This window comes from Pseudomonas sp. JS425, assembly GCF_018223845.1.
Lineage (GTDB): Bacteria > Pseudomonadota > Gammaproteobacteria > Pseudomonadales > Pseudomonadaceae > Aquipseudomonas > Aquipseudomonas asiatica.
In genome coordinates, this window is the sequence record NZ_CP073661.1 from 1,251,559 (window position 1) to 1,272,593 (window position 21,035).

Genomic DNA, 21,035 nt, shown 5'->3' on the forward strand with positions numbered 1-21,035 from the left:
CGGGGTTCCTCAGGCGTCGTCGTTGGCTTTGATCAGGCGGTCGTAGGCGTCCTGGTCGAGCAGGGCGGCCACGGCGCTGGCGTCGGCGGGAATGAAGCGGAAGAACCAGCCTTCGCCCATCGGGTCTTCGTTGACCAGTTCCGGCCTGTCTTCGAGCTGGTCGTTGATCTGGACCACTTCGCCGGTCAGGGGCATGTACACACCGCTGGCGGCCTTGACCGACTCGACGGTGGACGCTTCGCTGCCTTTCTCATACTGCTGCAACTCTGGCAGTTGCACGAAAACCACATCGCCAAGGGCATTCTGGGCGTAGGCGGTGATGCCCACGGTAATGCTGCCATCGGCTTCGACGCGCAGCCATTCGTGATCTTCAGTGAAACGCAACTCGCTCATGGGGAATCCTCGGGAAGCAGGGCGTTAGGCGCAGTGGCTCCGCGCTCTTGGGGTTGGGATTCCCTTAGCAAAAATGCGGCCAATCGTTAAAAATCGTTATAAATCAATATGTTAATTATTTTTCGTATTCAGTTTGTCATTCTTTTGGAATGAAAACGCTACAGCGGCAGGGGGATGGAAAAGGGTTTGGGGATCAAACCCTTGCACTGCCGAATCTGTATGGGTGTGTATTGATTTCAATACGATGTACTGAAATCAATACAATCCTCCTGCAGGGCGCGAGTTTCAGCCGTCAGTTCTTCAGGCGGCCCTTCTTGCGATGCCCGTTCTACGTAGTTCTACGTAGATCGCGCCCGTAGTACTGCGAATTTTCTTGTGGACCCGGCATGGCGAAAGTGTCGCCGTCCTTATCCGGACACATACAACAACAAAAGCCGTCGCAGGTTTACCACCCGCGACAGGAGAAAATTCGATGACCACACTGGCTACCCGAATTGCCTGGTTTGCCGTTGCCTTGCTTGGTGCGTTCGCGCTGGGCACCCTTGCACTACGCAGAGGCGAAGCCATCAACGCCCTCTGGATCGTGACTGCAGCAGTCGCCATCTATCTCATTGCCTACCGTTACTACAGCCTGTTCATCGCCAACAAGGTAATGCAACTGGACGCCACACGCGCCACGCCCGCCGTACTCAACAACGACGGCCTGGACTACGTACCGACCAACAAGCACATTCTCTTCGGGCACCACTTTGCTGCCATTGCCGGCGCGGGCCCTCTGGTTGGCCCGGTGCTTGCCGCGCAAATGGGCTACCTGCCCGGAACACTCTGGCTGATCGCCGGTGTGGTCCTGGCGGGCGCTGTCCAGGACTTCATGGTGCTGTTCATCTCCACCCGTCGCAATGGTCGCTCCCTGGGCGAACTGGTACGCGAAGAAATGGGTTCCATTCCCGGTACCATTGCCTTGTTCGGTGCCTTCCTGATCATGATCATCATCCTCGCGGTGTTGTCTCTGATCGTGGTCAAGGCGCTGGCGGAGAGCCCCTGGGGCATGTTCACGGTAATGGCCACGTTGCCGATTGCAGTGTTCATGGGCGTCTACATGCGCTACCTGCGCCCAGGGCGTATCGGTGAGATCTCTGTGATCGGCGTGGTCCTGCTGCTGGCGTCCATCTGGTGCGGTGGACTGGTCGCCGCCGACCCAGTCTGGGGGCCTGCGTTCACCTTCACCGGGTTGCAGATTACCTGGATGCTCATCGGCTATGGCTTCGTTGCCGCGGTACTGCCCGTCTGGCTGATCCTGGCGCCACGGGACTACCTTTCGACCTTCCTCAAGATCGGGACCATCGTCGCCCTGGCAATCGGCATCCTGGTCATCGCCCCCGACCTGAAAATGCCAGCCGTTACCCACTTCATCGATGGTACGGGCCCGGTCTGGAAGGGCGCCCTGTTCCCCTTCCTGTTCATCACCGTGGCATGCGGCGCGGTGTCTGGCTTCCACGCGTTGATCAGTTCGGGTACCACACCCAAGCTGTTGGCCAATGAACGTCATGCCCGTTACATCGGCTACGGCGCGATGCTGATGGAGTCCTTCGTCGCGATCATGGCCATTGTCGCGGCATCGGTCATCGAACCTGGGATCTACTTCGCCATGAACAGCCCGGCCGCTGTGGTGGGTGGCGATGTCGCGACCGTGGCGGCTACCGTGAGCAGCTGGGGTTTCACCATAACACCGGAAATCCTGCAACAGACTGCCACCGACATTGGCGAGCACACCATCCTGGCTCGCGCCGGCGGAGCGCCGACCTTGGCCGTGGGGATTGCCCAGATCCTCCACCAGGCGCTGCCAGGCGAGAACACCATGGCGTTCTGGTACCACTTTGCAATTCTCTTCGAGGCACTGTTCATCCTCACCGCCGTCGATGCCGGCACCCGTGCAGGGCGCTTCATGCTGCAGGATCTGCTCGGCAATTTCGTGCCGGCACTGAAGAAGACCGACTCCTGGACGGCGAACCTGATCGCTACCGCAGGTTGCGTGGCCATGTGGGGCTGGCTGCTGTACCAAGGGGTGATCGACCCGCTGGGTGGCATCAACACCCTGTGGCCGCTGTTCGGCATCTCCAACCAGATGCTGGCCGGGATCGCGCTCATGCTCGGCTGTGTGGTGCTTATTCGCATGAAGCGTCAGCGATACGTCTGGGTTACCTTGATTCCAGCCGTCTGGCTGCTGATCTGCACCACTACGGCCGGTCTTATCAAGCTGCTGGACAAGGACCCCTCGATGGGCTTCCTGGCGCTTGCCAAGAAGTACAGTGATGCTGCCGCTGCAGGCCAGGTGCTGGCGCCTGCGAAGGATCTGATGCAAATGCAGCACGTTGTGTTCAATGCCTATACCAACGCGACGCTGACAGCATTGTTCCTGTTGGTGGTCCTTAGCATTCTTTGCTTTGCCGTGAAGGTGGGGCGCCGTGCCTGGGTCATGCCCGAGCGCACCGACAAGGAATCACCGTTCCAGCCACAGCCGGACGTCTGAGGGGGCGCCCGGAATGTTCAATGACCTGAGCAAGATGGGTAAGTACCTGGGGCAAGCCGCCCGGATGCTGGTCGGCATGCCAGACTACGACGCCTATGTGGAGCACATGCAGCTCAAGCACCCGGAAAAACCGCTGATGTCCTACGAGGCGTTTTTCCGGGAGCGCCAGGAGGCACGTTACGGTGGCGGGAAGGGACGCCCAGTTCGTTGCTGCTGAGCGCTGACTAGCCCAGGCAGGCGCAACGTTCATCATGGTGCTCTCGCATTGGAAGGCCGGCAGCAGGCATAGTGCTGTTGCCGGCCCGCTCCTGCATTGGAAATGACCATGCAACTCAAGCACAAGATCGTCACTCTCAGTGTGCTTCCACTCGTCCTTTCGGTCCTGTTCATCTGTGTCCTCGTGTTTGCCCAGAGTCGCAAGCTGGAGGAGGAACAGGCACGCCTGGTTGAAAGCAGCATCATGGCAGCAAAGAAGGCCGAGTTGAAAAACTACCTAAGCCTGGCGATGAGCCTCATCGCGCCGTTGTATGAAGGCAGCACCGATAATGAAGCAACTCGGCAGCGTGCACTGGAGATCCTGTCCCAAGCCAACTTCGGCCTCGACGGCTACTTCTTCGTGTATGACCAGCAGGGCAAGAACCTGATGCACCCGAGGCAGTCCGAGCTGGTTGGCAAGCAACTCATTACGCTGACCGACAAGAACGGGCTACCGGTCATCCAGGCGCTGCTCAAGAGCGCCAGGGAGGGCGATGGATTCCAGTTGTACGACTGGCAGAAGCCTTCTTCCGGGCAGATTACCGGGAAACTGTCATATGTCGTGATGCTGGACCGTTGGGGCTGGATGCTTGGCACAGGCATATACATCGACGATGTGGAGGTGGCGACCCGCAAGTCCCGGCAAGAGGTCGCTACCGGGGTACTGACCACGGTTCTGGCGATCGCCTCGTTCTCGTTGATTGCCGTACTGGTGATTTTTACCGGTGGCCTGATGCTGAACGTCAGTGAGCATCGCCTGGCGGACCGTAAGCTTTCCACGCTCAACCAGCGGATCGTGAACCTGCAGGAGGAGGAGCGCTCGCGGGTTTCGCGTGAACTGCATGACGGGATCAGTCAGGAGCTGGTGTCGATCAAGTTCCAGTATGAGCTGGCCGCCATCGAACTGGCCAACGGCCGGAGCGAGGGCCTGGAAAACCTGCGCAAAGGTACTTGCAGACTTGGCGCGGCGATCGGTGAGATACGCCGCATTTCCCATGATCTGCGCCCCTCGCTTCTGGACACGTTGGGGTTGTCGCCTGCCATCGAGCAACATGTCCGTGAGTTCGAGCAACGTACCTCGATTCACACCCAGTACGAATGTGGAATGGATGCGGCGGACATCGATACCAGCCTCAGGTTGACGCTGTTCCGCATCATTCAAGAGGCCCTCGCGAACGTGGAGCGTCATGCCAAAGCCACTGCCGCGATCGTTTCCGTCACGCAACAGCAGGGCATGATCGTATTGCGTGTGGAGGACAACGGGGTAGGGTTCGACACCCGCGCAGCAGACGAGTGCCACGGTATCGGCCTGAGGAACATTCGCGAACGAGTGGACCACCACTCGGGTAGCGTCAACATCGCATCCTCTTACGGCCGTACCGAGCTACAGGTGCAGATACCGGTTACGATCAGCTGAGCAGCCTTGCCACGCCAACCCTCGAGGACTCCATGAGCGTAACCCATCCGGTCAGAATCGCCCTGGTCGACGACCACGTCCTTGTGCGTGACGGCGTAAAGGCGCTGCTGTGCGCGATCCCGCACTTCGAGGTTGTCGGCCAGGCCGAGTCAGGAGCCCAGGCAATCGAGTTGGTAGCGACTACTGAACTGGACATTCTCCTGGTCGACGTAGGGCTTCAGGACATGAACGGGTTGGAGCTCACGCGCAAGCTGCGCGAACGCTACCCGGATATCAGGATCCTCATGCTGAGCATGTACGACAACCAGGAGTACGTCCGCACCTCCATCAGTTCCGGAGCGCTAGGTTATGTGCTGAAGAATGCGCCTTCCGCAGAGCTCATCGCGGCCATCGAGGCCATCGCTGCGGGAGGAAGCTTCTACAGCTCGGAAATCACTCGCAAGCTCGCCGTGAGCAACCGGGACGAGCACGAGCTGACGCCCCGTGAGTTGCAAGTGCTGTCAATGATCGCCAAGGGGCACAACAACAAGAAAATGGCCCAAGAGCTGGATATCAGTGTCCGTACAGTGGAAACCTATCGGCTGAGCATCAGGCGCAAGCTCAATATCGATACCCCTGCGGCACTCGTGAAATACGCCCTGGAGCATGGCCTGACCTCGATCTAGGCAATCCAGGGCAACGCCAGATACAGCTTGATGACGATGACATTGATGATGTCGATGAAGAATGCCCCCACCATCGGCACCACCAGGAAGGCAATGCGCGAGGCTCCGTAGCGCTGGGTCACCGCTTGCATGTTGGCGATTGCCGTTGGCGTTGCACCCAGGCCGAAACCACAGTGCCCGGCAGCCAGTACCGCTGCATCATAGTTGCGGCCCATGACCCGGAACGTGACGAATATCGCGAACAGTGCCATGACCAATGTCTGTGCGGCGAGCAATGCAAAGAATGGTAATGCCAGCGCTGAAAGGTCCCACAACTTGAGCGACATCAAGGCAATGGCCAGGAATAACGACAAACTCACATTGCCCAATACCGAGACTTCCCGTTCGAATACTTGATAAAAGCCGAGCGCCGAAAGGCCGTTTCGCAACACCACGCCCACAAACAACACGCAAACGAATGTTGGCAGTTCAAACGCAGTGCCTTTCAGCATACCGTTAAGTAACGAGCCTGCGAGCAAACTGACAGCGATCAGCGCCAATGTTTCGATAAATGAAAACGGCGTGATCAAGCGTTCTTTGTCTGGTTGTTCGAAACCCTTGGGCAGTTGTGGTGCTGGTTCTTCGATACCAGGTGTCGTTACCCGTCTGATCAGCAACCGGGCGACCGGGCCACCAATAAGGCCACCCAGTACCAGGCCGAAGGTAGCTGATGCCATTGCCAGTTCGGAGGCCGACGCCAGACCGAACTTTTCGGTGAAAGTGGCCCCCCACGCGGCGCCTGTACCGTGGCCGCCGGACAAGGTAATAGAGCCGGCCAGCAGGCCCATCAGCGGGTCGAGGCCCAGTGCCGTTGCCAGGCCGATGCCCATGGCGTTCTGGACCAGCAGCAAACCGGTTACCACCAGCAGGAACACGGTAACCACGCGGCCACCTTTTTTCAGGCTGGCGAAGTCTGCACTCAAACCGATGGTGGCGAAGAATGCCAGCATCAGAGGAGTTTGCAGTGAAGTATCGAATTGCACGTGGATATCGAAACTGCGCAACGCCAGGAACGCCAAGGCCACTACCAGGCCGCCAGCGACAGGTTCCGGAATATTGTAAGTGCGCAGGAAACCAATACGCGCGACCAGGCCGCGCCCCAATAACAGTACCAAAGAGGCGGCTACAAGCGTCCCGTAAAAATCGAGTTCAAACATCAGGTGCTCTCGTTATATCCAGTAGCGGACCACTTCCCGCTATGGGGCGGGCAAGTGGGGTGACAGGTGGGAATACACTGTCACCATTCTACGAGGCATACGTGGGAGAGTATCTTTCACTGGCGTAGGAAAAGCCTGAATAACAACCGGATTATTGCAATAACTATCAGGGGCAGCTTTGCGGCCCATCGCAGGCAAGCCAGCTCTCACATGGCACAACACATGACTCATTGGTTCAGCGAGGTTCTGTAGGAGCAGCCTTGTGCTGCGAAGAGGCCGGTACAAGCAACAGACAGGCTTTGTCAGTACCGGCCTCTTCGCAGCACAAGGCTGCTCCTACAAAGGACGCGTCAGACGAGCGATATTTGTTCTCTGCGCGACAGCGCAGCCCAAAAGGGCTGGGCAATCTCCCACAGGTATCGCGCAGAATTCAGCACGTGTGCGATACCTGTGGGAGCTGGCTTGCCTGCGATGGGCTGCGTAGCAGCCCCGTTGACGCTATCTGACAGGTATCAGGCTTTGCCCGGTATTCCATATTTGCGCAGGCGCTGCGCAATGGCGGTATGTGAAGTTTGCAAGCGCCCGGCCAGTTGCCGCGTGGACGGGTAGCTGGCGTACAGGCGTTGCAGCAGTTCGCGCTCGAAATCACTCACGGCCTGTTCCAGGCTGGCCACATCGCTGTCCTGACCACGGGCCACCGAGGTGCCGGCGATGTCCAGGTCACCAATATCCACCAGGTTGCCCTCGCAGATGGCTGCGGCGCGGAATATCACGTTCTGCAGCTGGCGCACATTGCCCGGCCAAGGGTTGGCCAGCAGTGCCGAATGGGTAGCCGGGGTCAGCCTGCAGGGTGGGCGCTGGATCTGCGTGCAGGCCTGCTGCATGAAGAAATGCGCCAGCATCAGGATGTCCTGGCCGCGGTCGCGCAGCGGTGGCACTTGCAGATTGAGCACGTTCAGGCGGTAGAACAGGTCTTCGCGGAAGCTGCCTTCGGCGACCATGCGCTCCAGGTCGCGGTGGGTGGCGCTGATGATGCGTACATCTACCTTCACTTCGCGGTCGCCACCCACCCGGCGGAAGCTGCCATCGCTGAGAAAGCGCAGCAGCTTGGCCTGCAGGTATGGCGACATCTCGCCGATTTCATCGAGGAATACCGTGCCCTGGTTGGCCAGCTCCATCAGCCCGGGCTTGCCGCCCCGTTGTGCGCCGGTGAAGGCCCCGGGGGCGTAGCCGAACAGTTCGCTCTCGGCCAGGCTCTCGGGCAGCGCGGCACAGTTCAGGGCCAGGAATGGTGCCGCGTGGCGGCTGCTGATGGCGTGGCAGGCGCGGGCTACCAGTTCTTTGCCGGTGCCGGTTTCGCCATGCACCAGCAGCGGTGCATCGAGCGCCGCCACGCGCAGGGCGCGGGCCTTGAGGGTGCGGATGGCCGGTGACTCGCCGAGCAAGGCATCGAAGCCTTCGGCATGGTCGTGGTGCAGGGCCGACAGGCGTTCGCCCATGCGCGTGGGCGGGTACAGCGTAAGCAGGCCACCGGCGTTGGTAATTGGCATGGCGTCCAGCAACAGGCTCTGGCCGTTGAGCTGCATCTCGCGCATGGGCAGGTGGAAGTTGTTGTCCAGCAGGGCCTGCAGCAGCGCCGGGTCGCCGAACAGCTCACCCACCGAGCGCCCGGCCGATTTGCGGCCGCACAGTTCGATCAGCGCCGGGTTGGCCAGCAGCACCTTGCCGGCACTGTCCACGGCCAGCACCGGGTCGCTCATCGCCGCCAGCAGGGCATCGAGCTGCAGGTGCCGGCGTTGGCCAGGGAGGATGTCGACCACGTCCACCGATTGCACGCCATGTACCTCGAACAGCGCGTCGTGCAGTTCTTCGAGTACGGCGGGGCTGAGGGTAGGGGCGTCGATGTAGACGTTCGGCGGTACCATCTCCACGGCGTCCAGGTTGAGGTTGCGGGCACCGAGCAGGGCGAGGACTTCCTGGGTGATGCCGACGCGGTCTATGAAGCTGACGTGGATGCGCATGGGGAGGGTGCGGTTGTGGCTGGGGGAGGGCGGTAGTATGCCTCAACATTGTCGGGGCCGCTTTGCGGCCCCGGTTCTTGAAATCACTCCAGATGTTCAGGCTTGATCGGGTCGCCCGATTTCACATCCAGCTTTTCGCGAATGTCCGCGAACATATGGTCATAAAGCTTGTGCGGCGAGCTCAGGCTCTCGAATTTCTTCGGTGGCTTCAGGTACGACTGCGCCCTTCGGCTCAGTTGCATGAGGAAGCTGGGCAATACCTGATCCTTGGCCAGGAAGAACTTTTCTTCCACTGGCTTGCCTTCGATGCTGCCATGCATCTTGAACTGGATGCCTCTACCTTCCTTGGGGTCCGACACTGCCTCGTATTCGATGTTCAGGTCATAGCTGTGGTCATTCTGGTTCAGCGCGGTGCGCTCGATGTGTACATGACCGGGTTGGTACTGGGCCATGGCAAGCTCCTTTGGAAGGTCGAAAATGGCGGACGCTGGCGCCCGCCTACTGCATTCAACGGTAGCTGATCCCCGGCTTCGCGGTGGAAACGCGCGTGCCGGCGGTGCCTTTGACGATGTCTTCGATGTTCTCCAGCGAACTGATCACTGCCACTTTGCCGGTGTTGCGGGCAAAGTCGCAGGCGGCCTGCACCTTCGGCCCCATGGAGCCAGCGGCGAAGCCAAGGCGTTCGAGTTCGTCGGGGTGGGCCTGGGCAATGGCCTTTTGTGTGGGCTTGCCCCAGTCAACATAGGCCGCATCGACGTCGGTGGCAATGATCAGTAGGTCGGCGTCCAGCTGCTCTGCCAGCAGGGCCGAGCACAGGTCCTTGTCGATCACCGCCTCGATGCCCTTGAGCTTGCGGTTCTCATCGTACATGGTGGGGATGCCGCCGCCACCGGCGCAAATCACGATGCTGCTCTTTTCCAGCAGCCACTTGATCGGGCGGATCTCGAAGATGCGTTTGGGTTTCGGGCTGGCCACCACTCGGCGGTACTTGTCGCCGTCGGCCTTGACCACCCAACCCTTTTCCTTGGCCAGGCGCTCGGCCTCTTCCTTGCCATAGACCGGGCCGATGAACTTGGTCGGGTCCTTGAAAGCGGGGTCGTTGGCGTCCACTTCGACCTGGGTCAGCAGGGTGGCGAACGGCACTTCGAAGGCCAGCAAGTTGCCCAGTTCCTGTTCGATCATGTAGCCGATCATGCCCTCGGTCTCGGCCCCCAGCACGTCCAGCGGGTAGGCCTCGTCGGGCTTGTAGGACAGGCCCTGCAGCGATAGCAGGCCAACTTGCGGGCCGTTGCCGTGGGCGATGACAAGCTCGTTGCCTGGGTGGATCTTGGCGATCTGTTCGGTGGCGGTGCGAATATTGGCCCGCTGGTTGTCAGCGGTCATGGGCTCGCCGCGACGCAGCAGGGCGTTGCCGCCCAATGCAACAACGATACGCATGGGGAATGTCCTTTAACGAAAGAAGGGAGCGCTGCTCTCGACCGGTATCGCCGCCCCCTTGTGGGAGCGGGTTGCCCGGCTTGCCGAGTCAGCCTTTACAGGTCAGCCAGTGTCGACACCAGGATCGCCTTGATCGTGTGCATGCGGTTTTCCGCCTGCTCGAAGGCGATGCAGGCCGGCGATTCGAAGACGTCGTCGGTCACTTCGATACCGTTGGCCAGGTCCGGGTACTGTTCGGCGATCTGTTTGCCTACCTTGGTTTCGGAGTTGTGGAACGCCGGCAGGCAGTGCATGAACTTGGTCCGCGGGTTGCCGGTGGACTTCATCAGCTGTGCATTCACCTGATACGGCTTGAGCAGCTTGATGCGCTCACCCCAGGCTTCGATCGGCTCACCCATCGATACCCACACGTCGGTGTGCACGAAGTCCACACCCTTGACCGCGGCAACCGGGTCTTCAGTGAGGGTGATGCGTGCGCCGCTTTCCTCGGCGTACTTGTGGCAACGTTCGACCAGGTCGTCATGCGGCCACAGCGCCTTGGGCGCGGCGATGCGTACGTCCATGCCAAGCTTGGCGCCGATCAGCAGCAGCGAGTTGCCCATGTTGTTGCGGGCGTCGCCCAGGTAGGCGTAGCTGATGTCGTGCAGGGGCTTGTCGCTGTGCTCACGCATGGTCAGCACGTCGGCGATCATCTGGGTTGGGTGGTATTCGTCGGTCAGGCCGTTGAACACCGGAACGCCGGCGAACTTGGCCAGCTCTTCGACGATTTCCTGCTTGAAGCCCCGGTACTCGATGGCGTCGTACATGCGCCCGAGCACGCGGGCAGTGTCCTTCATGCTTTCCTTGTGGCCGATCTGCGAGGAGGTCGGGTCGATGTAGGTGACATTGGCGCCCTGGTCATAGGCGGCCACTTCGAAGGCGCAGCGGGTACGGGTAGAGGTTTTTTCGAAGATCAGCGCGATGTTGTTGCCTTTCAGGTGCTGCTGCTCGGTGCCGGTGTACTTGGCACGCTTGAGGTCGCGGGACAGGTCCAGCAGGTAGCGCAGCTCACGGGTGGTATGGTGTTCCAGACTGAGCAGGTTGCGGTTGTGAATATTGAACGCCATGACTTTTCTCCTTGAGTTTGGTGAACGCACCGGCCGCCGCTTTATGAGGGCGGCCGGGGGTAATGGTCGTTAGTAGTCGATCGGGTCGCGCACGATCGGGCAGGTCATGCAGTGGCCGCCACCCCGGCCCCGGCCCAGTTCGCCGGCACTGATGGTGATGACCTCGATCCCGGCTTTGCGTAGCAGGGTATTGGTGTAGGTGTTGCGGTCGTAGCCAATGACCACGCCCGGTTCCATGGCCACCACGTTGTTGCCGTCATCCCACTGTTCGCGCTCGGCGGCAAAGCTGTTGCCACCGGTTTCGACCACGCGCAGCTTGACGCCAAGCTGCTCGCCCACCACCTCGATGAACGACTTGTTCTCGCGGCGCACGTCCATGCCGTAAGGCTTGCTTTCGTCCGGGCGGATGATGAACGGCACGATCTCTTTCACCACTTCCGGGAAGACCGTGACCAGGTCGCGGTCGCAGAAGCTGAACACGGTGTCCAGGTGCATGGCAGCACGGGATTTTGGCAGGCCGGCGACGATGACTTTTTCCACCGCGCCCTTGGCGAACAGGTTTTGCGCCAACTGGCCGATGGCCTGGCGCGAGGTGCGCTCGCCCATGCCGATCAGCACGATGCCTTTGCCGATCGGCATCACGTCACCGCCTTCGAGGGTAGCGTTGCCGTGGTCCTTGTCCGGGTCGCCGTACCACACCTGGAAGTCGGCGCCGGTGAACTCCTTGTGGAACTTGTAGATGGCGGTGGTCAACAGGGTTTCCTGGCGGCGCGCCGGCCAGTACATCGGGTTGAGCGTGACGCCGCCATAGATCCAGCAGGTGGTGTCGCGGGTGAACTGGGTGTTGGGCAACGGTGGCAGGATGAAGCTGGAGTGGCCCAGGTAGTCGTTGTACATCTTGACCACGCTGGCGCCTTCGCTTTCCGGCAAGTCCTGGCCTGCCACGCCGCCGATCAGGAACTCGGCCAGATGGCGTGGCTCGAGGCCTTCGAGCCAGCTTCGCACTTCATTGGTCAGGCCGACACCGACGGTGTCGGAGGTGATCTTGCGATCGAGGATCCACTTCAGTGCTTCGGGTTGCTGGACGATGTCGGTCAGCAGGTTGTGCATCTCCAGCACATCCACGCCACGCTCGCGCATCTTGGTGACAAAGTCGAAATGGTCACGCTTGGCCTGGTCGACCCAGATCACGTCGTCGAACAGCAGCTCGTCACAGTTGCTCGGCGTCAGGCGCTTGTGCGCCAGGCCCGGCGAGCAAACCATCACTTTGCGCAGTTTGCCGGCTTCGGAGTGGACACCGTACTTCTGTTTTTCAGCGGACATGATTTCATTCCTCCAGTTGAACGAAGACGTGGGTCAAAGGGTCAGGAAGCCGTCGTACAGGCCAAAGGCTGCCACCAGGGCACCGATGACCACGGCTGCGAAGATCAGTTTTTCCACGTTGGTGAAGACAGGTTGGCCAACCTCACGCTTGGCCTTGGCGAACAGGATCGCGCCAGGTGCGTAGAGCAGGGCCGAGAGCAGCAGGTATTTCACGCCACCGGCGTACAGCAGCCAGACGGCGTACAACAGGGCGATACCACCGATCACCAGGTCCTTCTGCCGTTCGGCCAGGGCCTGCTCGTAGGTTTCGCTACGCAGAGCCAGCAGGAAGGCATAGGCGGCCGACCACAGGTAAGGCACCAGGATCATCGAGGTGGCCAGGTAGATCAGCGACAGGTAGGTACTGCTGGAAAACAGCGTGATCACCAGGAAGATCTGCACCATGGCGTTGGTCAGCCACAGGGCGTTGGCCGGTACCTGGTTGGCATTCTCGCGGCGCAGGAACTCCGGCATGGTATGGTCCTTGGCGGCGGCGAACATGATCTCGGCGCACAGCAGCACCCACGACAGCAGGGCCCCGAGCAGCGAGATGATCAGGCCGACGCTGATCAGTACCGCGCCCCAGTGGCCGACCACATGCTCCAGTACGGCAGCCATCGACGGGTTCTGCAGCTTGGCCAGTTCTGGTTGGGTCATGATGCCCAGCGACAGCACGTTGACCAGCACCAGGAACAGCAGCACGGTGACGAAGCCGATGACCGTGGCCTTGCCCACGTCAGAGCGTTTTTCCGCCCGCGACGAGAAGATGCTCGCACCCTCGATGCCGATGAACACCCACACGGTGACCAGCATCATGTTGCGCACCTGGTTCATCACGCTGCCCAGCTCTGGCGTACCTACCGCCCAGATGTCGGCGGTGAAGATGTCGAGCTTGAAGGCGAACAGGCAGATCAGGGCGAACAGCAGCAGCGGCACCACCTTGGCCACGGTGGTGACCAGGTTGATGAATGCTGCTTCCTTGATGCCGCGCAGCACCAGGAAATGCACGGCCCACAGCAGCACTGATGCGCCGATGATGGCGGCCGGGGTGTTGCCTTCGCCGAAGATCGGGAAGAAGTAGCCCAGGGTACTGAACAGCAGCACGAAGTAGCCGACGTTGCCCAGCCAGGCACTGATCCAGTAGCCCCAGGCCGAGGAGAAGCCCATGTAGTCGCCAAAACCGGCCTTGGCGTAGGCATACACCCCGCCATCCAGGTCAGGCTTGCGGTTGGCCAGGGTCTGGAACACGAACGCCAGGGTCAGCATGCCGACCGCGGTGATCGCCCAGCCGATCAGTACAGCGCCAACCCCTGCGCTGGCAGCCATGTTTTGCGGCAGCGAGAAGATACCGCCACCAATCATCGAACCGACGACAAGTGCAACTAACGCGCCGAGCTTTAGTTTTCCGGATGAATCAGACATTTAATAACTCCTGCCAGGAGAAAGTTGACGACAGAGTAAATCCGACGCCGCTGCCATTCGCTGACTTGGGTCAGTTCATGGCGACGTGAAGTAGGAAAATTCCTTCACGAAGCTCCTGGAGAGTGCCGACAACTTATGCTGCAGGCCTTGCATGCTGGCACCTCCATGTCCATCTAGAGCAAACGCTCTGTTCAGCCTGCGATGCTTGACGCTAGCCGTTTTTGCCGCTTTCGCAAATTTTTCACAAGAATTTCGAGTTTTATCGGATTCTTTTCTAGTTGCTCCGGAGCTGCTAGTTTTTACTCAAAAGCTGGCATAGACAAAGCAGTTATTAGTGCTATAGCTTCATTGGTCAGGATCATTATAAGTAGCAACACTTATATGGACCGCATGGCTGTTTCAAGCCCGTGACAGTGCGCAAAAAAAAAGGAAGGCTCATGAGCGAACCGGGACAGAAGCTGCGCCTGGGCGCGCTGATCGCGTTGGTGGTCGGCTCGATGATTGGAGGCGGGATCTTCTCGTTGCCGCAGAACATGGCGGCGCGTGCCGATGTGGGGGCTGTGCTGATCGGTTGGGGTATCACCGCAGTCGGCATGTTGGCCCTGGCTTTCGTATTCCAGACCCTGGCCAACCGCAAACCGGAGCTGGACTCGGGAGTGTACGCGTACGCCAAGGCCGGCTTTGGCGAGTACATGGGTTTTTCCTCGGCCTGGGGCTACTGGATCAGTGCCTGGCTGGGCAACGTCGGCTACTTCGTGCTGCTGTTCAGCACCCTGGGTTTCTACTTCCCGGTATTCGGCGAGGGCAACACGCCAATCGCCATCGGTTGCGCCTCGCTGCTGCTGTGGGCGGTGCATTTCCTGGTGCTGCGCGGCATCAAGGAAGCGGCGTTCATCAACCAGGTGACCACCGTGGCCAAGGTGGTGCCGTTGCTGATTTTCGTGGTGATCGCCGCGTTCGCCTTCCGCGCCGATATCTTCACACGTGACATCTGGGGCCTGAGCAACCCGCAGTTCGGCAGCGTGCTGGAGCAGGTGCGCAACATGATGCTGGTCACCGTGTTCGTGTTCATCGGCATCGAGGGCGCCAGTGTGTATTCCGGGCGCGCCCAGCGCCGCTCGGATGTGGGCAAGGCTACGGTGATCGGTTTTCTGGGAGTGCTGGCGCTGCTGGTGCTGGTCAACGTGCTGTCGCTGGGGGTGATGACCCAGCCGCAACTGGCCGGGCTGCAGAACCCGTCACTGGCTTCGGTGCTGGAGCATATCGTCGGGCCATGGGGCGCCTTGCTGATCAGTATCGGCCTGGCGGTTTCGCTGCTTGGCGCGCTGCTGTCGTGGGCGTTGCTGTGTGCCGAGATCCTCTACGCCACGGCGCGGGACAAGACCATGCCGCGTTTCCTGGCCAAGGAAAACGCCAACCATGTACCGGCCAACGCCCTGTGGCTGACCAACTGCATGATCCAGGGCTTCCTGCTGATCACGCTGTTTTCCGCCGGTACCTATACCAGCCTGATCTACCTGGCCTCGTCGATGATTCTTGTGCCCTACCTGTGGTCGGCGGCCTACGCCGTGCTGTTGGCGGTACGTGCAGAAACCTACGACGAGCAGCCGGCCCTGCGCCGCAAGGACCTGCTGGTGGCGCTGGTTGCCCTGGTATATGCCGTGTGGCTGTTGTACGCCGGCGGGCTGAAGTACCTGCTGCTGTCGGCGCTGCTGTACGCCCCGGGCGTGATCCTGTTCGCCAGGGCCAAGCATGAGCAGGGTAAAACCTTGTTCACCACTTGGGAAAAGCTGATTTTCGCTGCTGTGCTGGCAGGTGCCGCGCTGGCGGCCTATGCCCTGTACTCAGGGCTGCTGAGCTTGTGACGGGGCAGGGCAGGGGGCGTGCTCGGGGCGGGACCAGATCCACAGGTTGCCCAGGGTCATGCCGGCAATGGCCAGGAACACCGGCCAGCGGTGTTCCAGAAGCGTCAGCATCAGGCCCGCGCACAGCAGCATGCTGAGGGTCGCGCTGACCTTGGCCCGGCGCTGGATCACCTTGCCATTGCGCCAGTTGTGCAAGATCGGCCCGAACAACCGGTGGTTTTCCAGCCAGGCAGACAGGCGCGGCGAACTGCGTGTGGCCGCCCAGGCAGCCAGCAGGATGAATTCGGTGGTCGGCAGGCCGGGAATGACGATCGCGACCAGGCCCACGCCCAGGCTCACGTAAGCCAAGGTCGCATACAGCAGGCGGGCGAGTTTCGAACGGGCGGGTCGGGTCATGGTCTCACTGCATGGAAGCGGTTCGGCCACCGGTAGGGTGGCCGGGGTATGGCGTGTCAAACCAGCGCGGCATCTGCAGCATAGGCATGCTTGAGCAGCTTGGTGAAGCGCTCGAAGGCAGCAACTGCGCCGCGTTCGGCAGCGGCTTCCTCTTCGGCCGACAGGGCCAGGCCATCAAGAATGCGGGTGAACTGTTTCCAGCCTTCGGCACGGCCACCGGCCGGTTCGCCCAGATGTCGAGCACCGAAAGTTTCGGACAGTTCCAGGGCCACGGCACGCTTGATCAGAAACGCAGCGCCCAGTTTGGAGCCTTCGGAGACGAAGATCCAGCCCATTGCCTCGCCCAGGCTCGGGTTGCGCAGGGCGCCCGGCACGGCTGGTGGTACTTCGGTGTCAAGGTCGGCGAGGTCCAGGCGGGCCTGTTCGGCACGGCAGCGCTCGGCCAGGTCGGGGACGATGGCGATCAGTTGCGGGTCGTTGTACAGGGCCTGCAGCTCGGCCTGGAACAGGTACTGGGCGACCACGAAGCGGGCGAAGCTTTCGCGGCTGTCGAAGGGCGCGTGGGCTTTGACCAGGGCATCAAGTTCGGCGTGGGGGGCGTGGGTGATCTGGTTGAGGCGCTGGGAGCGCAGGGCTGGGCGGTCGGTCATGGGGCAGTCCTTGGAAGAGGGGGGTCTAGAGACAAGACGAAACAGCGGGGGCGGGACAGTAAAAAAAGCTGGTATTTGTGCTGGTAGTGCTGGCCTCTTCGCGGGTAAACCCGCTCCCACAGGGACATCATAGGCCCGAGGTCTGCGCGATACCTGTGGGAGCGGGTTTACCCGCGAAGAGGCCGGCACTGACGAAACAAACCTGTCAGCGATAATCCAGGTCAGATATCCCAAACCACATTGATGCCGAAGTTGCGCCCCGGCATGGTCAGGCGGTCGATGTTGGCCGGCTGGGTCACGGCCGCTTCACCCTGGCCGTCGTAGCTGCGTACCGAATCCCACTGCCAGTACTTCTTGTCGGTGAGGTTGTACAGGCCGGCGTTGATGGTCACGTCGTCGGTGACCTTGTAGTAACCGGTCAGGTCCAGCACCCCGTAGCCCGGGGTGCGGAACTTGGAGCTCGAGCCGTCGGGCGAGTAGAAGGTACTGTCGTCGACGCGGGTCTTGCGCTTGACCAATGTCCAGCTCAGCAGGCCGCCGTAGTGTTGTTGTTCGTAACCCAGGCCGAACACGCCCTTGAGCGGGTTGACGCTGTTCAGTGGCTCGCCGGTGTCATCGTTGCGGCCATAGGTGTAGGCGATCGAGCCCTGGGTATACAGGCCCTGCGGCGCACCGAAGTGGTCCAGGTTCAGGCGGCCCTTGACCTCGGTACCCTTGATGGTGGCGTGCTTGATGTTGTTGGCCTTGAAGGTCTGCTCCAGGTTGGCGCTTTGTACGGCATCTTCGTCGATGAAGTCGCGGTACTTGTTGTAGAACACCGCCATGTCGAAATTACCGGCGTCGAAGTTGCCACGCAGACCGGTTTCATAGCTTTTGCTCTTTTCGGGTTCGAGACCCGGGTTGCCTTCGACGCGGTAGCCTTGCTCGATGTTCTCAAACTTCCCGTACATGGATTTGGCAGTCGGGGTGCGGAAACCTTCGGCGTACTGGCCATACCAGGTGTAGTTGTCGTTGAAGGCGTAGGTCAGGCCGAGTTTGGGCGAGACGCGGTGCCACTTCTTGTCCGAGTCGTCCTGGGAGGTTGGTGCGGTACCGCTGGACTCCAGGCCACGCAGGAATTCCTCGGTGAACCTGGGCTCCATGCGCGTGTAGTCGTAACGAGCACCAGGCATGAAGGTCCAGTTGTTCCAGCGGATTTCATCCTGCACGAACAGGCTGTAGGTGTTCACGGTCGGGTCCGGGAAGTCGCTGACCAGGGCCTGGCCGTCTGCCGGGCGCTCGGCGCCAGCGGCAGAACAGCCTGAACCAACGGCCAGGCAGGTACCGGTGCCGCTGCGGGAACCGGTGACCTTCTCGTGCTTGAGGGTGGTGCCGTACGTCAACAGGTGGTCGGTGGCGCCGAGGCTGAAGGCCTTGTCCAGCTGGGCGTCGAATACCCACTGGCGGTCCTTGTACAGGGTGTCTCGGGTACGCAGTACCTGACGGCCAGGCGGTGCGTAGACTTCCTCGGTGTGCTGGTCGGTCTTGGCGATCTGGTAGTTCAGGCTCCACTTCACATGGTCGGCGACCAGCGAATCCAGGCCGAACTCATGGTTGATGCCAAGGCGTTCGCGGGTGACGGTGTCGTTGCCGTTACGCGCCTTGTAGTAACCTGGGGCACCAAAGCCAGGAATGAAAGGCCCGCCCACCGCACTGAGGATGTTCTGGTCGCGATCATCCTTGTAGCGCTCGTAGGTGAAGCCCAGGCGCGCTTCGTCGGCGTAGTTCCAGCCCAGCTTGGCCAGCACGTTTGTGGTGCGCACGTCCATCGGGTTGGCTTCGGTACACGCCAGGCCGTCACCGCTGTGGCCGCCGTGGGTCTCGGTTTCGTGACCGTTGCGCTGGCTCAGGTGCAACAGGCCGTCGAAGTCGCCCTGGCGGCCGGCGACGGTGGCCGAGGTCAGCCAGCTTTCGTCGGCCGAGCTGTAGCCGGTTTTCAGGCGGGCACCGGCGTCCTTGCCAGGCTTGATGATGTCGTCCGGGTCGAGGGTGAAGTAGCTCACCGCCCCGCCGATGGCGTTGCTGCCATACAGCACCGAGGCCGGGCCGCGGAGGATTTCCACACGCTTGACGATCTCCGGGTCAACGTAGTTGCGCTGGGTCTGGGCGTAGGGGCCGAAGAAGAAGCTGTCGGGGATCGACACGCCGTCCACCTGGGTGAGGATGCGCTCGCCATCGATACCACGGATGTTGTAGCCGTTCAGGCCGCTGCGCTGGCCGGTGCCGGCTACCGACACACCTGGTTCGTAGCGCACCAGGTCCTGGATGTTGTTCACGTTCTGCCGGTCCAGTTGCTCGCGGGTCTGCACGCTGACGGTGCTCGGCACCTGGCTGACGTCCTGGGCGCTGCGGGTGGCGCTGACGGTCACCTGCTGCAGGGCAATCACATTGGCGCTGGCCTGGCGTTCGAGCACCACATTGCCGTTGCTGATCTTGCGAAAGCCCAGGCCGGTGCCGTGCAGCAGGCGCTTGAGCGCGGCTTCCGGCGGTAGCGAACCCTGCACCCCTGGTGATGCCACGCCGTCGGCCAGTTCGGCGCTGAAGCCGACCTGCCAGCCGGTGACCTGGCTGAAAGCATTGATGGCCGAAACCAGCGGCTGCTGGCCGATGCTGAAGCGGTAGTCGCCCATGCGCGGGCTGCTGGCCTGTGCCGGTTCGGCGGCCAGTGCCGGCAGGCTGATGGCGCCGCTGGCGAGCAGGGCGAGGTTCAGTAGGGAAAGGCTCAGGAGGGACAGTTGCCCTCCATGGCGAGGAAGGTTGGAGGGGCGGGTAGGACCTGTGGACATCGGAAGCGCTCCCTGACGCGCGGACTGTTATAGGTGATGGCTGTCCTCGCTTTCAAACGAGAATCAGTTGCATTGGCTATAACGAGACGGGCGGGGTAGCGTGACTGCGTAAAAATAAATTCAGGGGGCCATGATCATGTGCTGCCTGCACGGGCCTCATCGCCGGCAAGCCAGCTCTCATAGAACAACACATGACTCATTGGTTCGGCGAGGTTCTGTAGGAGCAGCCTTGTGCTGCGAAGAGGCCGGTACTGACAAAGCCTGTCTGTTGCTTGTACCGGCCTCTTCGCAGCACAAGGCTGCTCCTACAAAGGCCGCGTCAGACGAGCGATATTTGTTCTCTGCGCGACAGCGCAGCCCAAAAGGGCTGGGTAATCTCCCACAGGGACATCGCATTGCTTGAGGCCAATGCGGTCGGGGTGGGAGCTGGCTTGCCGGCGATGAGGCCGAGACAGGCAAAAGATCAGTTCAGGATAACCAGCGCCGGGTACTCATGCAGCTGTGCCGAGGTGATGTGGGCCAGCGCACGCAGGGTTTCCAGCGGTTGGTCAAGGCGGTAGTTGCCGGTGACCGCCATGTCTTCCAGCTGCGCATTGCGGTTGATGATCCAGCCCGGGTAGTAGCGCTGCACCTCGGCCAGCACCTGGCTCAGCGGGCAGTTCTCGAACACCAGGCGGCCGTCGACCCAGGCCAGGTCCTTGTGCATGTCGGGGCGTTGGCGCTGGCCGAACCCCTGGGGGCCGACGCTGATGCTGTCGCCGGCGCTCAGGCGGATGCGCTGGTCGCGGGCCCCCTGCAGGTCGACATCGCCGCGCTGCACCCGCACCTGTGCCTCGCCGTCGAGGTAGCGCACGGCAAAGTCGGTGTCGCGCACCTGTGCGCGCAACGGCCCGGCCTGCACTTCCAGTGGCAGCAGCGCGCCCTCGGGGACTTGAAAATAGGCCTCACCCTGCAGCAGGCGGGCGACCTGGAGACCATCACGCTGCTCGCTGGCAAATGCCGAATTGGTGTTGAGCAGCACTTTCGCCCCGTCTTCCAGCTGCAGGCGCTGGCGTTCTCCCACCACTGTCAGGTGGTCGGCCTGCAGGCGCATGGGCAGGTTGCCGAGGGTGAACAGCCCGACCAGCAGCAGCGCTGCCGTGGCCAGGGGTTTCCAGTGGCTGCGCAGGCGCCCGCGCCACGAGCGGCGCTGTTGCCGATGCATCTGCACGGCCACCTGGTGCAGCGGTGCGCCGTTCCACAATGCTTCTGCCTCGACATAGGCCTCGGCATTTTCCGGCGCTGCGCTCAGCCAGGCTTCGAAGGCCTGGGTGTCCTCGGCGTCGGCGCATTGCAGGCGTACCAGCCAGTCCAGCGCCTCGTCCATGGCACGAGCACGGGCGCTGGGCCCGACGGGTGACGGGCGAGGGGCAGGGCTGTCGGTCACGGTGAATCCTTGAATGGTTTTTTTCGAATGATCAAGGCTGAGGCGGGGTGTGGCAAGGGCTTTGGGTTG

The 21,035-nt window shown here is 61.3% G+C and carries 17 protein-coding genes; 5 read left to right on the forward strand and 12 right to left on the reverse strand.

Features of this window, described 5'->3' with window-relative positions; genetic code table 11:
* Window positions 1-9: 9 nt before the first annotated feature.
* A complete protein-coding gene (gcvH, locus tag KDB76_RS05740; protein ID WP_024086351.1) occupies window positions 10-393 on the reverse strand; it encodes a glycine cleavage system protein GcvH in 384 nt (127 codons plus the stop codon).
* Window positions 394-865: 472 nt separating this feature from the next.
* On the opposite strand from gcvH, the gene KDB76_RS05745 reads away from it, so the two are divergent.
* The 4 genes from KDB76_RS05745 (at window position 866) to KDB76_RS05760 (ending at window position 5,260) form a co-directional block, all read left to right on the forward strand.
* A complete protein-coding gene (locus tag KDB76_RS05745) occupies window positions 866-2,923 on the forward strand; it encodes a carbon starvation CstA family protein (protein WP_024086352.1) in 2,058 nt (685 codons plus the stop codon).
* A gap of 13 nt (window positions 2,924-2,936) precedes the next feature.
* Entirely contained in the window at window positions 2,937-3,140 is a 204-nt protein-coding gene (locus KDB76_RS05750; protein ID WP_003257949.1) for a YbdD/YjiX family protein, read from the forward strand.
* A 108-nt stretch (window positions 3,141-3,248) separates the two neighbouring features.
* Window positions 3,249-4,595: a cache domain-containing protein gene (locus KDB76_RS05755; protein ID WP_024086353.1), complete on the forward strand. Its 1,347-nt coding sequence runs from the start codon at window positions 3,249-3,251 to the stop codon at window positions 4,593-4,595.
* Between the two features lie 32 nt (window positions 4,596-4,627).
* The gene (locus KDB76_RS05760; RefSeq protein ID WP_024086354.1) at window positions 4,628-5,260 is read left to right on the forward strand and encodes a response regulator transcription factor; all 633 of its coding nucleotides are present in this window, start codon (window positions 4,628-4,630) and stop codon (window positions 5,258-5,260) included.
* Here the strand turns inward: KDB76_RS05760 and gltS are convergent.
* The 7 genes from gltS to arcD (KDB76_RS05795) form a co-directional block, all read right to left on the reverse strand.
* Window positions 5,257-6,456: a sodium/glutamate symporter gene (gene gltS / locus KDB76_RS05765; protein WP_024086355.1), complete on the reverse strand. Its 1,200-nt coding sequence runs from the start codon at window positions 6,454-6,456 to the stop codon at window positions 5,257-5,259. The genes KDB76_RS05760 and gltS overlap by 4 nt on opposite strands.
* 512 nt (window positions 6,457-6,968) lie before the next feature.
* Window positions 6,969-8,477 carry a sigma-54-dependent transcriptional regulator gene (locus KDB76_RS05770; RefSeq protein WP_038408769.1) on the reverse strand — a complete coding sequence of 503 codons (1,509 nt, stop codon included), beginning with the start codon at window positions 8,475-8,477 and terminating at the stop codon, window positions 6,969-6,971.
* A gap of 83 nt (window positions 8,478-8,560) precedes the next feature.
* Window positions 8,561-8,929, reverse strand: a complete 369-nt coding sequence (locus KDB76_RS05775) for a DUF5064 family protein (RefSeq protein WP_013971111.1) — start codon at window positions 8,927-8,929, stop codon at window positions 8,561-8,563.
* Between the two features lie 55 nt (window positions 8,930-8,984).
* Window positions 8,985-9,914, reverse strand: coding sequence for a carbamate kinase (gene arcC / locus KDB76_RS05780; RefSeq protein ID WP_003257953.1), 930 nt, complete (start codon window positions 9,912-9,914; stop codon window positions 8,985-8,987).
* Between the two features lie 95 nt (window positions 9,915-10,009).
* Window positions 10,010-11,020: an ornithine carbamoyltransferase gene (locus KDB76_RS05785; protein ID WP_013971112.1), complete on the reverse strand. Its 1,011-nt coding sequence runs from the start codon at window positions 11,018-11,020 to the stop codon at window positions 10,010-10,012.
* A 69-nt stretch (window positions 11,021-11,089) separates the two neighbouring features.
* Window positions 11,090-12,343: an arginine deiminase gene (gene arcA, locus KDB76_RS05790; RefSeq protein WP_003257954.1), complete on the reverse strand. Its 1,254-nt coding sequence runs from the start codon at window positions 12,341-12,343 to the stop codon at window positions 11,090-11,092.
* A 33-nt stretch (window positions 12,344-12,376) separates the two neighbouring features.
* Window positions 12,377-13,804, reverse strand: coding sequence for an arginine-ornithine antiporter (gene arcD / locus KDB76_RS05795; RefSeq protein ID WP_024086357.1), 1,428 nt, complete (start codon window positions 13,802-13,804; stop codon window positions 12,377-12,379).
* 437 nt (window positions 13,805-14,241) lie between these two features.
* On the opposite strand from arcD (KDB76_RS05795), the gene arcD (KDB76_RS05800) reads away from it, so the two are divergent.
* On the forward strand, window positions 14,242-15,669 hold the full coding sequence (gene arcD / locus KDB76_RS05800) for an arginine-ornithine antiporter (RefSeq protein WP_013971114.1): 1,428 nt from the start codon (window positions 14,242-14,244) through the stop codon (window positions 15,667-15,669).
* Here arcD (KDB76_RS05800) and KDB76_RS05805 read toward each other — a convergent pair.
* The 4 genes from KDB76_RS05805 to KDB76_RS05820 form a co-directional block, all read right to left on the reverse strand.
* Window positions 15,649-16,065, reverse strand: coding sequence for a YbaN family protein (locus KDB76_RS05805; RefSeq protein WP_024086358.1), 417 nt, complete (start codon window positions 16,063-16,065; stop codon window positions 15,649-15,651). The two genes, arcD (KDB76_RS05800) and KDB76_RS05805, sit on opposite strands and share 21 nt — an antisense overlap.
* A gap of 56 nt (window positions 16,066-16,121) precedes the next feature.
* On the reverse strand, window positions 16,122-16,715 hold the full coding sequence (locus tag KDB76_RS05810; RefSeq protein ID WP_024086359.1) for a biliverdin-producing heme oxygenase: 594 nt from the start codon (window positions 16,713-16,715) through the stop codon (window positions 16,122-16,124).
* Window positions 16,716-16,936: 221 nt separating this feature from the next.
* Window positions 16,937-19,540, reverse strand: a complete 2,604-nt coding sequence (locus tag KDB76_RS05815; RefSeq protein ID WP_038408772.1) for a TonB-dependent receptor — start codon at window positions 19,538-19,540, stop codon at window positions 16,937-16,939.
* Window positions 19,541-20,003: 463 nt separating this feature from the next.
* Window positions 20,004-20,966: a FecR domain-containing protein gene (locus KDB76_RS05820; protein ID WP_038408774.1), complete on the reverse strand. Its 963-nt coding sequence runs from the start codon at window positions 20,964-20,966 to the stop codon at window positions 20,004-20,006.
* Window positions 20,967-21,035 lie beyond the last annotated feature (69 nt).